Source organism: Paenibacillus brevis, assembly GCF_018919145.1.
In the GTDB taxonomy this organism is placed as follows: Bacteria; Bacillota; Bacilli; order Paenibacillales; family Paenibacillaceae; genus Fontibacillus; species Fontibacillus brevis.
This window is the reverse complement of the sequence record NZ_JAHLQJ010000011.1, coordinates 50,981-67,539: the sequence shown is the minus strand read 5'-3', so window position 1 is coordinate 67,539 and position 16,559 is coordinate 50,981. Positions and strand designations below refer to the sequence as shown.

13 protein-coding genes are annotated in these 16,559 nt (G+C 52.5%); 1 reads left to right on the top strand and 12 read right to left on the bottom strand.

Translation table 11 applies throughout. The features are described from left to right. Nucleotides 1–6 precede the first annotated feature (6 nt). From remA to KQJ23_RS13705, 5 genes are all read right to left on the bottom strand, one after another. Nucleotides 7–267, bottom strand: coding sequence for an extracellular matrix/biofilm regulator RemA (gene remA / locus KQJ23_RS13725; RefSeq protein WP_044479181.1), 261 nt, complete (start codon nt 265–267; stop codon nt 7–9). A 49-nt stretch (nt 268–316) separates the two neighbouring features. After that, entirely contained in the window at nt 317–1,204 is an 888-nt protein-coding gene (locus KQJ23_RS13720) for a YicC/YloC family endoribonuclease (protein ID WP_216479450.1), read from the bottom strand. 35 nt (nt 1,205–1,239) lie between these two features. Beyond that, the gene (locus tag KQJ23_RS13715; RefSeq protein ID WP_216479449.1) at nt 1,240–3,156 is read right to left on the bottom strand and encodes a bifunctional homocysteine S-methyltransferase/methylenetetrahydrofolate reductase; all 1,917 of its coding nucleotides are present in this window, start codon (nt 3,154–3,156) and stop codon (nt 1,240–1,242) included. Between the two features lie 372 nt (nt 3,157–3,528). Continuing rightward, complete coding sequence (gene dapF / locus KQJ23_RS13710; protein WP_216479448.1) at nt 3,529–4,362, bottom strand: diaminopimelate epimerase; 834 nt, start codon at nt 4,360–4,362, stop codon at nt 3,529–3,531. Nucleotides 4,363–4,643: 281 nt separating this feature from the next. After that, nucleotides 4,644–7,442 carry a calcium-translocating P-type ATPase, SERCA-type gene (locus KQJ23_RS13705; RefSeq protein ID WP_216479447.1) on the bottom strand — a complete coding sequence of 933 codons (2,799 nt, stop codon included), beginning with the start codon at nt 7,440–7,442 and terminating at the stop codon, nt 4,644–4,646. A gap of 455 nt (nt 7,443–7,897) precedes the next feature. Here KQJ23_RS13705 and KQJ23_RS13700 point away from each other — a divergent pair, with 455 nt between their 5' ends. After that, the gene (locus KQJ23_RS13700; RefSeq protein WP_216479446.1) at nt 7,898–9,667 is read left to right on the top strand and encodes an Rqc2 family fibronectin-binding protein; all 1,770 of its coding nucleotides are present in this window, start codon (nt 7,898–7,900) and stop codon (nt 9,665–9,667) included. Nucleotides 9,668–9,709: 42 nt separating this feature from the next. Here the strand turns inward: KQJ23_RS13700 and KQJ23_RS13695 are convergent, their stop codons facing one another. From KQJ23_RS13695 to KQJ23_RS13665, 7 genes are all read right to left on the bottom strand, one after another. Continuing rightward, nucleotides 9,710–10,573: a PHP domain-containing protein gene (locus KQJ23_RS13695; protein WP_216479445.1), complete on the bottom strand. Its 864-nt coding sequence runs from the start codon at nt 10,571–10,573 to the stop codon at nt 9,710–9,712. A gap of 49 nt (nt 10,574–10,622) precedes the next feature. Further along, entirely contained in the window at nt 10,623–11,528 is a 906-nt protein-coding gene (locus KQJ23_RS13690) for a selenium metabolism-associated LysR family transcriptional regulator (RefSeq protein WP_216479444.1), read from the bottom strand. 110 nt (nt 11,529–11,638) lie between these two features. Next, entirely contained in the window at nt 11,639–12,070 is a 432-nt protein-coding gene (locus tag KQJ23_RS13685; RefSeq protein ID WP_216479443.1) for a hypothetical protein, read from the bottom strand. A gap of 179 nt (nt 12,071–12,249) precedes the next feature. Next, nucleotides 12,250–12,513, bottom strand: coding sequence for a YlbG family protein (locus KQJ23_RS13680; RefSeq protein WP_044479191.1), 264 nt, complete (start codon nt 12,511–12,513; stop codon nt 12,250–12,252). Between the two features lie 40 nt (nt 12,514–12,553). Continuing rightward, nucleotides 12,554–12,994: a YlbF/YmcA family competence regulator gene (locus KQJ23_RS13675; protein WP_216479535.1), complete on the bottom strand. Its 441-nt coding sequence runs from the start codon at nt 12,992–12,994 to the stop codon at nt 12,554–12,556. A gap of 128 nt (nt 12,995–13,122) precedes the next feature. After that, nucleotides 13,123–14,820, bottom strand: coding sequence for a hypothetical protein (locus tag KQJ23_RS13670; protein ID WP_216479442.1), 1,698 nt, complete (start codon nt 14,818–14,820; stop codon nt 13,123–13,125). Next, nucleotides 14,817–16,508, bottom strand: coding sequence for a DNA repair helicase XPB (locus KQJ23_RS13665; protein WP_216479441.1), 1,692 nt, complete (start codon nt 16,506–16,508; stop codon nt 14,817–14,819). Before KQJ23_RS13665 ends, KQJ23_RS13670 begins: the two co-directional genes overlap by 4 nt. Between the last annotated feature and the right edge of the window lie 51 nt (nt 16,509–16,559).

The following is a 16,559-nucleotide window of genomic DNA, read 5'->3' as shown; positions in this document are numbered from 1 at the left end:
TCCATTTTATTCGTCGTTGTCATCATCTTTGGCTGACAGGCGGTGAGCAACCGTCTCCGGCTGCACGGCCGACAAGATGACATGGTCGCTATCCGTAATAATTACTGCACGGGTACGGCGTCCGTATGTAGCATCAATCAGCATGTGGCGATCTCTCGCCTCCTGGATGATTCGCTTGATCGGTGCAGACTCCGGGCTCACAATCGAAATGATCCGATTGGCGGAAACGATATTTCCAAAGCCAATGTTAATAAGTTTAATCGCCATATGAAGGTGTTCCCCCTATTTTATTGACTCTACTGTGTCCAATGTAACGTTATTCGAGATTTGCCGCTTGCTCGCGGATTTTCTCCAGTTCCGCTTTCATTTCTACGACACGGTTGACCAGAGCCAGATGGTTGGCTTTCGATCCAATCGTATTCGTCTCCCGGTTCATTTCCTGAATCAAGAAATCCAGCTTTCTTCCGATAGGCTCTGTGGAGCCCAATAATTCACGGCACTGGGAAAAATGGCTGGCGAGCCGGATCAGTTCCTCATCAATGTTGGACCGGTCCGCAAAGACTGCGACCTCCATGGCGAAGCGATGCTCATCCACCGCGCCATCCAACAGCTCGTTCAACCGTCCGCGAAGCTTGGCGCGATATTCCAAGACAACCTCCGGAGCCAGAACCGTCAACTCCGCCTGCAATTCCTCCAGACGGTTAAACCGTTCCTCCAAATCCTTCCGCAGGTGTTCCCCTTCCTGCTTGCGCATCGTAACCAGATTGATCATGGCCTCTTCCAGGCCATCCAGAAGCGTCGCCTCCCAAGGCTCTTCGTTCCTTGCCTCCTGGCTTGACCAGTCCGGAGCGATCAACATGTCCGGCAAAGACAACAACTCGCCCGCGCTTAGAGATCCCTCCAGACCATACCGTTCCCGAAGCTCCTCAGCAGCCCGCAAGTACGACTCTACCAGTCCGGTATTCAGAACAAAGGGCAGGGTGCCGGCTTGCTCCTGCTCCTTGTTAATATATACATCTATCCGCCCTCGCTTAATATAACGCTGCACCAGGCGTTTCAGACCATCCTCGTAGCATGTCCATTCTCTGGGCATGCGCACTACCACTTCGCAATAGCGGTGGTTCACGGATTTGGCTTCGATCTGAATCAGATACCCCCCGCAGCGTCTGGCGGAATTGCCGTATCCTGTCATACTGTGCGACATAGGCATCACATCCGTTACCCTATTGTAATTGATAATTACAGACGAGACAAGTGGGAAGGCGTCTCTTTCGAGCGCTCGTGCACATATTTCGTTAATGCTACATTCATCTCATAGAACATGAACGGCGTCATCAGATAGATACCATTAAAATGGTCCATGGCCGTATCTAGCAGCTCCTTGGCAATCTCCACTCCCATCCCCCGGCCTTCTTCGCCTTGAAGCCCGCTCATCCGGTCCAGCACTTCCTCGGACAATTGAATGCCTGGCACTTCATTGTGTAAATACTCGGCATTCTTGCCACTGGCGAGCGGCATAATACCGATAAAGATCGGGATATCCAGATGAGCCGTCGCCTCCTTGATCCGAACGATCAATTCGCGGTCATAGACCGGCTGGGTCATAATATAATCCGCACCGGAGGCAATCTTCTTCTCCAGCCGCTCGACGGCCTTATGAAGATGCTTCACATTCGGATTGAACGCCGCGCCGACCACGAAGCGGGCCTTCTGCTTCAGCGGCTTGCCGGAGAAGGCAATCCCTTCATTTAATTGCTTGATCATACGTATAATCTCAAAGGAGGTAATATCGTAAACCGAGCTTGCGCCAGGCAAATCGCCGAATCTTGCCGGATCTCCCGTAACGGCCAGGACATGGTCGATGCCGAGTGCGTCGAAGCCCATCATATGGGATTGCGTGCCGATCAGGTTCCGGTCGCGGCAGGCAATATGAATCAACGGCCGCAGTCCGATCTGGGTTTTGATCAAATGTCCAAGCGCCATATTGCTCATCCGGGTTACCGCAAGTGAATTATCCGCCAAGGTAAGTGCGTCTACCCCCGCTTCTTTAAGGGCGGCTGCTCCCTCCATGAACTTGCTGATGTCCAGGTCCCGAGGCGGGTCCAGCTCTACAATCACGGTATGCCGCTCGCGGACCAGCTCGATAATGCCGCGTTCCACATGCTCTTCGCCGCAGCCGCATGCAGGGGCAGCATTTGCGCTTTGAACACGGCTGGAAACCGCGCGTTCTCTTATTTCCAGGCGCTCCTTCACCTTTGGAAGAGGCTTACCCTCTGTCAGCGGCGTTGCCTGATAGCCCCGCAGGGATCGAGCCGTTGCCGCGATGTGCTCCGGCGTTGTACCGCAGCATCCGCCAATCAGTCTGGCGCCCAAGTCCGCAAAGGAAACTGCGCAATCCCCGAAATAATCGGGAGATGCCCCATATATATACTCTCCATCGACATAGTCAGCCAAACCCGCATTCGGAAACACCGAGAGCGGGATCGTCAGCGGGCCGTCCAGCCGTGACATAACCGACATAATGCCGTTAGGCCCGGAATGGCAATTGAATCCCAGTACATCCGCGCCCTCTTGATTCAGAATATGGAACGCTTCCTCAATGGTATATCCGTCCAATGTGCGTCCAAGCTGATCTACACCAAACTGGCAAATGACAGGACGCTCCGTAAGCTTGCGGGCAAGCCGCAGAGCAAGCCGCATTTCCTCCAGCTCATAGAAGGTCTCCAGCAGCAAAGCATCCGTTCCCTCGGTGAGTAGAGCCGACATCTGCTGCTCATAATACCTTGCCAGTTCCTCATCGGTCACATTCAACCGCTTTCCGCCCAAGATCGAACCGACAGCTCCGGCCACGTATACCTGCTCCCCCGCCGCTTCACGCGCAATGCGAACCGCCGCACGGTTAATCTCTTCCACCTGGGACTCCAGGCCGAGCTTGGACAGCTTGTAGTAATTGGCAGAGAAGCTGTTCGTCTCGATAAGCCCTGCCCCAGCCGCAATATATTCGCGGTGAACACTGCCGATCACCTCAGGCTGCAGGAGATTAAGCTCCTCGAAGGATATCCCGACGGGAAATCCGAATTTATATAAATAGGTGCCCATTGCACCATCACCTATTACCACGCCTGTCTCCCATGCTGTGCGCAAGTCCGGTCTCATAGCAGTACCTCCGTCGATAATTTCATTCTAATGTAACATAAAACTACCTGAATGATAAGAATTATCGGCACAAAAAAAAGGTTGCCTGAACATAGATGTTATATGAGTTGAACCCATGATTGTACGCGGAGGCAACGTGTGAAGTGTTCTTACGGTCGCTGTTGTTCCCGGATTTCTCTGACTGAACTAGCCATCTTTTAATGAGGAAATCCGCTCACAAAGGCGAGCGCTAACAAGCGTATGCTCCCGAAGTAGCTTTCTTTCAGAAAGCTTTTACTTCAAAACACTTCACACTTATGCCATTTCTACGCAGTTTCTTATGTTCAACTAATATACATTGCCGCCTTCAGGCAAACCTTTTTGTCTGCTTACTTAACCGATGCGTCCCTGGAACACAACCTCTGCCGGCCCGGTCATATAAACATGATTATCCTGTTCATTCCATTCAATATACAGGTCTCCGCCCTTAAGTCCGATCCAGGCGGCACGATCCGTGTGCCCGTTCAGCACCGAGGATACAAGTGTGGCGCATGCACCCGTGCCGCAAGCTAGAGTCGGTCCTGCCCCGCGTTCCCATACCCGCATTTCTACCCGGTCGCGTGCAGTTACACTAGCAAATTCCACATTGACTTTACGCGGGAAATAAGGATGATTCTCCAGGCGTGGCCCCCATTCAAGCAGCTCAAAGCCCGGAGCATCATCCACATAAATTACACAGTGCGGATTTCCCATAGATACCGCAGTAAACCTGAATTCGCGTCCAGCCGCTTCGATCGGTTGGTCCAGCACAGGTCTGCCGGACAAGGTTGTCGGCACGGCATGGCCATCCAGGATCGGCTCACCCATGTCAACCGTAACCGTACTGACCTTACCCTCCACGACGTGAAGCGTAACCCGCTGCACGCCCGCACCCAATGTTTCTATCGTAATCTGTGACTGATCGGTATATCCATTATCGTAAACGTATTTCGATACGCAGCGAATGGCGTTCCCGCACTGCTCTGCCTCGGATCCGTCCGAATTAATTATTCTCATCTTAAAATCAGCCCGTTCGGAGGGCAAAATAAACACCAGGCCGTCCCCTCCAACGCCAAAGAACCGGTTGCACCACTGGATAGCCAACTCTGACACATTGGCCGGGAGCTCATTCAAGCCATAAAATACAAGAAAGTCGTTGCCAAGTCCGTGCATTTTCGTAAATTCCATCGGATGTCCCCCCTTTAAGTGCGAGTTCAAAAAGTCCGCTTTTCAGCACCGAAAAGGTTGCGAGAACGCGAAGAAGGAGGATCGAAATGCAGGCAGACCCTACATTAGCGAAATGCTTATAAAGGAAGCATACCTCGTAAGCATCGGCTAGACTTCTAGGGTGAACGCAAGATTCGATGCCGGATGATCCTCCTGAATTACTTCGTGATCAAAAGATGACTTTCTGAACTTCCTCTTTATGGGGTAAGTCTATAATTTGCAGGGGTAGATTGGTATTGATTCTATGCACGAATGTTTGTACTTTTCGCGGTCATCATCGGCCCTGGACCGGTATACTTCCGGCGGCGCCGGCCGGACCATACACTGCCAGCACCGAGCAAGAAGGTCGGAATGCCTGCTGCCACCAGCGTGATTGCCCATTCCCGGGTTCCGAGCGGCACCGTCTTGAAGATCGGCTGAAGCGCTTCAATATACATAACACCGAGCAGCAACAGGATGGAGGATAAGACAGCAACCACCAAGTATTTATTCTGCAGAATGTTGCGATGGAAAATGGATCTGGAACTGCGGCAGTCAAACACGTGAATGAGCTGAGCCATGACCAGCGTTGCGAATGCCACAGACTGCGCGGTAGCAAGCTGCTGTGCACTGCTAGGGTCCACACTGTACGTAATCCAGAATGCTGCCAGTGTACATAAGCCGATCAGCAATCCCCGGCTGAGAATCTTCCAGCCGAGCCTTCTGGCAAATATATTCTCGTTCGCTCCCCGCGGCTTATGCTCCATCAGGTCCTTCTCCGGCTGATCGACGCCAAGCGCCATTGCCGGCAGACCATCCGTCACCAGGTTAACCCAGAGGATCTGGATCGGGAGAAGCGGCAGCGGCAAACCCGCAAGCATTGCGAAGAACATGGTCAGAATTTCACCGACATTGGATGCCAGCAAATAACGGATAAACTTGCGGATATTCTCGTAAATATTCCGCCCTTCTTCAATCGCTGCTACGATCGAGGTGAAATTATCATCACTAAGGATAAGAGAGGAAGCTTCCTTCGATACGTCCGTGCCGGTTATTCCCATGGCAATCCCAATGTCCGCTGCCTTGATGGCCGGAGCATCATTTACCCCGTCCCCTGTCATGGCTACGACATGACCCTTCCGCTGCAGCGCCTTGACGATGCGAAGCTTGTGTTCCGGCGCCACCCGGGAATACACACAGACCAGATCCACTTGGCGTTCCAGCTCCTCATCGCTCATCCCAGCCAATTGATGCCCGGTCAAGGAGGAACCCCCCCGCTGCAAAATCCCCAGCTCCGCTGCAATGGCCTCCGCCGTCAGCTTGTGATCGCCGGTGATCATAATCGTCTTGATCCCGGCACGCCGGCACACCGAGATTGCCTCCTTAGCTTCCTTACGCGGAGGATCGATCATACCGGCCAGGCCTACAAAGACCAGATGAGATTCCACAATATCCTGATTCTCCATATTTTCATTCGGCTTAACATCACGATAGGCCAGGCCAAGCACACGAAGCGCCCCCCGGGCAAGCTCTTCATTCTCGCATTGCACCCGGTGGCGAAGCGTCCCGGTAAAAGGAACGACCTTCCCATCCCACAATATATAGGAGCACTTATCGAGCAGCATATCCGGCGCCCCCTTGACAAGCGCCATATGTCCACCTTGATGGGCCACGACCACGGACATCATCTTCCGTTGGGAATCAAACGGAAACTCCTGCTCCCGCTTATAGACAGTGCTCAGCGCATGTGAAGTCAATCCCAGCTTAGCGGATAAGACTACTAATGCTCCTTCGGTTGGATCACCCTTCAGCTTCCATTGCAGCTCGGCCGACTCTTCCCTCGTTTTCTTTTTTCCTCGCAGGCTCGATTCTCCCTCATAGATCTCCGCATTGGAGCAAAGCGCGCTTGCCTGAAGCAGCCTGCGCAGGCTCTGATCCTTCTTGAGGTCAACCGGCTTGCCGTTCTCCAAAATATGGCCGACCGGCTCATATCCTTCCCCCGTCACTTCCAGGGTACGTCCTTCCAGCCACAAACGAGTAACCGTCATCTTATTCTGCGTTAATGTCCCCGTCTTGTCGGAGCAGATGACAGAGGCACAGCCCAGCGTCTCTACAGAAGGCAGCTTGCGCACAATCGCCTTGCGCTTGATCATTCGCTGTACGCCAAGCGCCAGGGCAATCGTAACAATGGCGGGCAAGCCCTCCGGAATCGCAGCTACCGCCAAACTTACGCCCGCAAAGAACATGGCTCCGGCAGGCTGTCCATGCAGAATACCGACAAGGACCACAAGCACGGTGAGCCCCAGGGCCAGATAAATCAGAATTTTGCCAAGCTGCTCAAGCCGCCGTTGAAGCGGGGTCTCTTGCGTATCTGTGCTTTGGATCAGATCAGCAATCTTACCCATTTCGGTATCCATGCCGCTGCGGATGACAACCCCTCTTCCACTGCCGCGGGTGACCATCGTCCCCATAAAACCAAGGTTCTTCTGGTCTCCAAGCGGCACCTCCGCCTCGAGCAATCTGCCTGCATGCTTGGCTACCGGATGGGACTCACCAGTAAGTGCCGACTCCTCTACATCCAGACTATGCGCAGACAACCAGCGGATATCAGCCGGAATACGGTCTCCGCTCTCTACAGCGATAATATCGCCAGGAACCAGCTCTTTGGCCGGAATGTTCCGGACTACTCCCTCCCGGAGAACATTGGCATGGGGCGCAGACAATTGCTTCAGAGCGCGGAGGGAGCGCTCTGCACGAAATTCTTGTACAAACCCGAGCACACTGTTCAAAACAACGATCGCTATTATCGTAATGGCGTCGAGATATTCACCCAGAATACCCGAGATCAATGTGGCTCCCATCAGTACCAGCATCATAAAATCCTTGAACTGGTTCAAGAACAACAGAAGCGGGGAGATACGCTCTCCCTCCGACAGTTCATTCCAGCCGTACTGCTCTCTCCGCTTCTCGGCTTCGCTCGGAGTCAGACCTAGATTACGCTCAACCCCGAGCTGGGCCAACACTTCTTCTCCACTCCACTGGTGCCAGTTTTTTTGCTCCATCCTCCCGATTCCCCTCCCGTATTTTGCGGTAAACAGTGCTAAGGCTTTTCCACCTACTGGTAAACTGTATTCCAGCCAGTCCAAAAATATCACAGCCCGTACACTTAAGTTTGGGGCAGATTGTCAGTCAGCGGCGTGTAAGCAGGGGAGTGTAGCTAAACAAAAGAAGGCGCGTCAGAGAGGCAACGTGTGAAGTGTGCTGAAGAAACGGAGTGTTCGCCTTTGCGAGTGGATTGCTACAATTTCAGATTTTATTTAATCAAAGGAATCCGCGAGCAACAGCGATCGTAAGCACACTTCACACGTTGCCCCCATACGCAGCATCACTAGCCAGCTTTTTATTGCTGGCTCTCGCACGACACCGCGTCAAAAGTTGAAGGTACCTTTTGAATATCCGGAGGAAGTATGGCATCATAATTGGGTAAGACAGATTGATAGACAGGAGAACTCATGTCATGGCATTAGACGGAATCGTAACCCGCGCTATCGTCCGGGAGCTGCAAAGCATCGTCGGCGGGCGCATCAACAAAATACATCAGCCTTCCCAGAGCGATATTGTCATCCAGCTGCGGGGAGCCGGCAGCGGACGCCGCTTGCTGTTATCGGCCAATCCCACCTATCCGCGGGTCCAGTTCACCGAAGAGAGCTTTCCGAATCCGCAGGAGGCGCCGATGTTCTGTATGCTGTTACGGAAGTACTGTGAGGGCGGCACCATCGAGTCGGTAACCCAAGCGGGATTAGAGCGGATTATTCACATTGAAGTTCGCCAACGCGATGAGATGGGAGATGTATCGCTGAAGCGTCTTGTCATTGAATTGATGGGTCGGCACAGCAACATTATTTTGCTCGACCCGGCAACACAGGTTCAGTTGGACGGTATCCATCATGTCACCCCGGCCATTAGCAGCTATCGTGTGGTCATGCCGGGATTTACCTACACAGAGCCCCCTGCGCAGGATAAGATCCATCCGCTGGATTGCAGCAAAGAACAGTTTCTTAATGCATACAAAAATGCATCGGAAGAAGGAAATGCCGACCATTCCGGATGGCTTGTCGCTGCTTACAGCGGATTCAGTCCTCTCATCGCGGAGGAAATCTATTGGCGCGCCTTTGGCATCAACAAGCAGGGAACTGATGGAGCGAATCAGACTGAGGACGCAGATAAGCTCTGGAACGCCTTTTCGGAATTGACGGGAGAAGCAAGAGAGCATCAATATGCACCAATGATCGGGGAGAATGCCAAGGGCAAAAGTGTATTTTCTGCTGTCCGGCTTGGTCTGATTCAGGAAAACCGCAAGGAATTCGACTCGATCAGCGCTTGTATGGAGGAATATTTCGGGGAAAAAGCGCTCCGGGATACCGTTAAGCAGAAGACCAGCGATCTGCTGCGCTTCCTGCAAAATGAACGCAATAAAAACGTGAAGAAAATTTCCAATCTGGAAAAGGATCTGGCCGAAGCGGAGGATGCCGAGCAGTACCGGATTCGGGGCGAGCTGCTTCTATCCTCGCTGCATAGCATTCAGAAGGGCGATCCATCCGTTGAGCTCGTGAACTATTATGATGAGAACCAGGCGGTGGAGACCATTCCTCTGGACCCGCTGCTGACTCCATCGGAAAATGCCCAACGTTATTTCAAGAAGTACAATAAATTCAAAAACAGCCTCGCCGTGATCGGCGAGCAGATGAACAAGACCCGCTCGGAAATTCAATATCTGGACGAGCTGCTGCAGCAGCTATCCTATGCGACGATGAATGATGTGGATGAGATTCGCGAGGAGTTGATCCAGCAAGGATACTTGCGGGACCGGAGCAAGAAGGGAAAGAAGAAAAAGAAGCAGGATAAGCCTACCCTGCATGTATACACCTCGTCTGAGGGAATTGAAATCTATGTCGGCAAAAACAACCTGCAAAATGAGTATGTAACGAACCGGCTCGGCAGTCCGAACGATACCTGGCTGCATACCAAGGATATCCCGGGCTCTCATGTGCTGATCCGCAGCCAGACCTTTGGCGACGCTACGCTCAATGAGGCCGCCCAACTGGCCGCTTATTTCAGCCAAGCCAAGTCGTCCAGCAGCGTACCTGTCGACTGCACGCTGATCCGCTATGTCCGCAAGCCAAGCGGCGCAAAGCCGGGATTTGTTATTTACGATCATCAGCGTACTTTGTTCATCACTCCGGATGAACAGTTGATCAAGAGCTTACCAAGCACTGTTAAGAAATAAAATAGTCTCCTTAGTCGCCGTGCAGTTCCAGCCGCCTCCCCCTTAAGAACGGGAAGCGGCTTTTTTCTGTATGTTTTGGACAATATCAGCCGTTACATATTTGCTGCCCAGCTCTCCGTGAAACACCTCGCCCTGCCGGATCCCGTGGTAGTCGGAGCCGCCCGTTGGAATCAGGCCGTGTCTTATTGCCAATGCCATGTAACGTTCCTCTTCGTCCGGGCCATGATCGGAATGATATACTTCAATCCCATCGGGCCGTCCTTGCAGAATGATCTCTTCCACCAGCCGGTCATCGCCATATAATCCCGGATGAGCGATAACAGCCACCCCGCCTGCCTCCCGGATCCAGTCAATCGCCTCAAGCGGTGCTATACGCGGTAAAGAAACATACCCTGGCTTGCCTTCCGCCAGATAATGGTCAAAGGCGTCCCTAAGATCTCTTGCATAACCCTTATGGACGAGCGCGTCGGCAATATGCGGTCTTCCAAGACTCTCATCGCTTCGCAGCGGTCTGCCCATAGCAGCAATAACCTCGTCGAGAGTAATCTCAAGGCCGAGCTCCTGCAGCCTGGCAATCATCAGCTCATTACGTGAATCGCGGGTTGCGCGCAGCCCAGTCAGACGCTGCTGCAGCTGTTCATTATCGATATCCGGGTAATACCCCAGAATATGAATGTCCTTCTCTTCAGCACGGGTACTGATCTCAACGCCGGGAATGATAGTAATGCCAAGTCGGCTTCCTTCCCTAAGCGCCTCCTTCACTCCGGCCACAGTATCATGATCTGTAATTGCAACGCCCGCCAAGCCTCGTTCTCCAGCCAAGCGAACCTGCTCCGAAGGCGAATTCATTCCGTCCGATGCACGAGTATGGGTGTGCATATCATATCGCTTTGTCTCTGTCCCCATCATTTCTACTCCTTTACATGCAGCTACTGTGTGTTCGGCAATAGCCAGTCTATACAGTCAATGTTTGTTCGCGCAAATAATTCAAGAAGGTAACCGCCGAGCCCGGCAGAAGCATGGACTTCAAGTGAACGGAGTAAAATTGCCGTTTGAAGCGTGCGTCTTCGATATCAAGCACCTCAACAAGCCCCAGCTCGCGTTCATGCTTAACCGAGGAGGGCGAGATGATGGTGATGCCTAGCCCCGCCTCTACCGCAGATTTTACAGCCCCCGTACTGCCCAGCTCCATCGTCGCATCCAGCCGTTCAGGCTGAAACCCGAGCCTAATCAGTTCGGTCTCCATCACTTGACGTGTGCCTGATCCCTTTTCCCGCAGGACAAATGGGTAAGTCACGACCTCATCCAAGGTAATTCGCTCTCGAGATGCTAACGGATGGCCCGAAGGAACGATCAGCTTCAATTCATCCGCCATAACCGGCTCGGATATCATATCCGGATGATGGACCGGTGCCTCCACTAGTCCGAAATTCAACTGATGTCCTGCAATCTCGTCCATAATTTGCGCCGTATTCATGACTTTTAATGCAATTGAAATATCCGGGTACTGCTTTCCGAAGGGACCGAGCAGCCGGGGCAGCACATACTCTCCGATTGTCAGGCTCGCTCCCAGCTGCAGTCTGCCCTGAAGCTTGGTGGCAAAGGCCGCCATCGCTTCCTCTGTGCTGCGCATCAGCCCGATGGCATCCTTAGCATAAGGCAGCAGCGCTCTGCCTGCTTCGGTCAGCTCCAGCTTTTTGGTCGATCTGATCAGCAGCTTGCTTCCGAAATAATCCTCAAGCGACTGAATCTGCATTGTCACCGCCGGCTGAGTCATATGCAGCGCCTGGGCGGCCGCGGAGAAGCTTCCCTGTTCGGCCACCAGATAGAAAATATGCAGTTGATGATAATTTAGAGGCATGTCACCGATCTCTCCTTTACTGCCTATACAATATCATTTCCATCCCTGAAACCACAAACGGTATAAGCACAAAAAAAGCGCGCCTGCCGGCACGCTCATTCATTAAGGTTCTATCTCCGCTTGCGCGTATTCTTCATCAAAGTCATTCGTCTGGAATGGCGGAGCCAGGAATAATAGGATTTCAGATCACGCAGCTCGATCGTCTCCGACATTCGCCCCAAAAAGGTGACGACAATCATCCGGTGAAGCGGACGTCCTCCCTCATCAAATTGATCCGGCAAATCCGCAAATTCAGCCACCATCACCAGATCATCATCGACAAGATATACATCCTGCTCATTTCGGTAATAAGGGGTGATTCTGCCTTCCCTTAACCAGGTCCATGCCCATTTAGCAATCTCATAAACCTCGCTGTCACCCTGACCGATTCGATCCGCATAACGTCTTCCGGCATGATGTGTAATGACAATGTCTGCCACCCGCTTGTCACCCAATGGAATATGTATAGCGCCGCTCTTTAGTGCCGTGCCCTTTTCCCTCATGCCGCACCTCGCAATGTTAGGTCTTAAAGACTAAGTATAATTACCTATTATATTACAGCACTGGCTATCTTTCGACAAGACTTCATGCAATTTTTTGTGCAAACCTATAAAAACATATAGAAAAAAGCGGCCTGTAGGGCCGCTTTGCATCAAAGTGCTTTATGAAGCTGTATAACTCATCACAACCCGTAATACTGGGTTTTATCCTGAACATCCTTGGAATATTCCGTCTTAATCTCATTCCGATAGGAGCGCTCAATTTTACGGACATACGGAAGCTTGCGCACATTCTTCATTGTCTCCTCGGCACGATCCGCATTCACATACATCACAACATAATGCATTCGGCGGGATAAATAATGCACGCTCCCGTATTTATCCAAATTTCTTGCTGCTTTCAAATCACTTACCCAAATGATATAACCTGTACGTTCTGGAAACATGCTGTCCCCCTCTCCAATCCACGGAAGTTCTATGACGGTTTTAGCCGCATCCGCAGCTTCCGCCGCCTCCACAGCCGCCCGTCTTCACATTAGGATCATTGCTCGGCACCTTGATGCTCTCGGAGACAGCATAGGCAATCGTCTCCGACATCTGGTGCAATATATCATCCAGTTCCTTCTCCGCTGCTTTGAATCTTCTCACCGCTTCGAATTGTTCCAGCTCCACTTCCACCTCTGTCACCTTATCCTTGGCTTCATGGTAGTTAGGATGAAAATGGCCGAAACGCTGCGTCTCTTCAAACAATACCTTCTGGGCATCCAGCTTCCGGATCAGGGCCTGAATATCCTTGTCTGCTTCCACCCGTTGCTTCCAATATAAATAATCGGAGACGGCGGTGGAATTGTTTATCATATCGCCTAATTCATAGGCGTTAATCAACAGTTCGGCCATATCGACCGTGTGGGATTCCGTTACGCTCATGAATTTCATCTCGATTCTTGTAAAATGGTTATCACCATCTGCAATGATGCAGACTTCATCATCATACCATACTCTGTCTATGTGCGGAAGAAGGCAGCAAGCTCCCGTACTCTTCCCGCCGAACATGACTAATTGATCAGCGGCAGAAGCAAGCCGATCTCCTCCCATTGATCAGGTCTAAGCAGGATGCTCTCCTCGACATGCCGCTCTTGAGAATCTCCCCTTACAAGGTTCCCTTGAACCGTCCAGCTAGGATCTCCGGAAATTTGAACAGGGAGGAATATGGCATATTCTCCGCTTTTCAAATTCATTTCGACCCCGGTCCGCCACTGCATGGCTTGATCCATCAGACTGCGGGCCGTCGAGTCATGATAATGCCTCCGCTCTCTAATCCACATGGAAGGAACACGGCTTCTTCCCGGAAATAGCTCCTCCGTCTCCGGGATCTCGGTGACAGGTTCATAAAGATAAGGCCTGAAGCCTTGATGAACCCATGCCTGATCGTGCCTCGTTACAAAGATGCCCCCACCATGCATACTCGAATTAATCCGCGGGTACGGCAGTACGGGTTGCTTTCGCTCTTTCATGGCCAATGACAGCCCCGCCTGATCTGTGGGCTGTTGCTGCTCAGTGCCTCGAAGTTCACGTTCCCAATCCGTAAGCACCTGCGTAATGTTACCAGGGACACCATGGGAGCAGGCCGTCAAAAGCCCCAGCAGATCAAGCGGCGTACGCCCCCGTTGATAAGCATAGGCCGCCCGGTCTCGGGTCAGCCTGTATACTGTCATTTTGTCATTAACCAGGCATTCGCAGCAGCACTCCAGCTCCCAGCGAATGTGAAACGAGACGTCGGGAGGAACCAGAATCTCGAAATCAGGCTGAACAAAGCAGCTTCCTCCCGTCTCTCCGGCAGGAGCGCTGAGTTGTTGCCCTACTGCAAGGAATTCACCCTTTAGCTTTGGTTTGCTGTGCCAGCGAAATATTAAATCCTCCTCAGGATTCCTCCCAAGCTCCAGCCAACCAAATGCACTCAAGGCGTAGAGCCAGCCATGAAGCCAGCTCTGCTCCCGGTCGGTAATCCCCGGGAGCAGGCCGCTCTCGATCATCGATCGGAGCAGGCCATCGGCTGAATACCAATGCCCCATGTCCAGATCAGGCTGTACCAGCCGATAAGCGATATGCCATATTCCGGGCTGGTCTGGAAGATAGCGATCCAGCAGCTCCTGAAGAAGAATTGCATCCCATTCTGATGTATTCAGGGCAAGCCAGATAGCCAGCTGCTCCGGTACAACCGAAAGACAGGAGCCGTCTTGGTCTTGAGACAACAGGCCAAGGGACAGCAGCATGTCCAAGACAACTGCAAGCCCTAACGGACACCAGTCTTGGCGAGAATACTGCAGCCCCAGGGCCGACAAATCTTCCTCGCGCAGACTTATGATTTCATTAAGCTTATCGATGGTTCTGCGATGAATCTTTCCTTTGGAAGTAAACCGAAGAAAACCCTGCTGCCCTATCCACGACAGCGTACGGAACAGATCGGCAGCCAGCCCATTTCCAGGTTCTCTGACCCTTTTTGCCATTGATCCGTCCATAGCTTCCGGTGCTGCAGGCTTTAGTCCTTCCCAAATTACCGGAATGACGGAGCGGGGGATACAATACATTTTTTCATCCCGGCTCCTCTTCATTGCGATAAGCCGTCCGCTTCGGAGCATACCCGGAATCGATGCACGCAGTTCAGCCCCGCTCACGCCGCCCGCTGCCGCTCCATTCACATGATCAAGCGTGAACGGAAGTCCTGCGAAACGGCGGTACAGACACTCCATCATGCCCCTGTCCCCTCCTGTTCCAGAACAATTCCGTACTGATATCCCTGCTCGATAAGAAATAACTGCCGTTTCCGGGCAAAATCCTGCTCTCTCGTCCCTTCCGAGACAATGGTATAAAAATGCGCCGTTCGCCCGTCCGTCTTGGGACGAAGAATACGCCCGAGGCGCTGAGCCTCCTCCTGACGGGACCCAAAGCTCCCTGATATCTGGATCGCAACCGAGGCATCGGGAAGATCAACGGCAAAATTGGCGACCTTCGATACGACAAGCACCGGTATCCCACCCTCTCTGAACTGGCTAAAAAGCTGAACCCGCTCTTCCTGAGGCGTATTTCCGGTGATTAAAGGAACTTCCAGCTCTTCGGCAATCAGACGCAGCTGCTCCAAATATTGTCCGATAATTAATATTCCGCAGCCCTCATGGCGCAGCAGCAGCCTCCGGATGACTTCCAGCTTTCTTGGATTCTCAGCTGCTATCCGGTGCTTTTCCCGGCTCGTCGACTTCTGGTAAGACTCCTTAAGCGGATCCGGGAGCGGTATGCGAACCTCGCTGCATTCGACCTCTGCAATAAATCCTTGCTCCTCCAGTGCCTTCCAGGGCAGATCATACCGTTTGGGTCCTATCAGCGAGAATACATCCTGCTCGCAGCCATCCTCACGGACAAGTGTTGCGGTCAATCCAAGTCTTCTGGTTGCTTGTAGCTCCGCCGTGGCACGAAATACGGGAGCCGGCAAAAGATGAACCTCATCATAAATAATCAGGCCCCAATCCCGCTCTCCAAACAATCGCATATGCTTGAACTCATTGCTGGCCCGATCCCGGTGCGTCAAAATTTGATAAGTGGACACGGTAACGGGAGTGATCTGCTTGTGGAGACCGGTATACTCCCCGACTGACTCTCGGGGCAATGTCGTCTTTGCTTCGATCTCGTGTATCCATTGCCGGACAGATGTGACATTGGATGTTAAAATCAGCGTCTCGCATTGCAGTCTCTCCATGGCCGCCAGTCCAACGATTGTTTTTCCTGCCCCACAAGGAAGAACGATGACCCCGCTCCCGCCTTGTTCCTCGGATCCCGCAAAAGCCTCCACCGCGTCTTGTTGATAAGGGCGCAGCATAAATCCGCCGGCTTCAGAGGGGGATGCAAGCTGAAGCGGCAAGGCTTGACCCGTATGATATCCCGCTTGATCCAGGACAGGATATCCCATGCGGATAAGCTCCTGCTTCATAGCCCCCCGCCATTTCGCCGGGAACGTTAAGGAGTCGGACCCATCCTCTGTAAAATGCAGTTGGAAATCCTTCTTCTTGTCGCCTAGCAGCTTGAGGAGAAGTCCCGGCAGCGTAGAGCTGCTGCTGAGAAGGAGCCTGTCATGCTCTTCCGGAAGTCCGCTCAGTCTGAGCAGTCCATATCTGGACATGCGCTCTCTGATCTCAAGCTCAAAGCCTTGAGGCAGCTCCCAACGAGACACACTGCTAAGCATTTCTAAAACATCCTCGGGACAGCTGCCTCCCGCAGCGGCGTTCCAGAGCGACAAGGGGGTAATGCGGTACGTATGGAAGCTCGACGGGCTCTTGACCAGCTCCGCAAATCTTCCCAGACAATCCCGCGCATACTCATATCCCGGATGATTCGTCTCCAGCAATATAGTGAAATCCCGCTGCACGATACAGGCACCATTCTGGTTCACGGGGCAGACTACCTCCTTACGGTTCGGGCGTATAGCCGGTTTGAAAAAAAG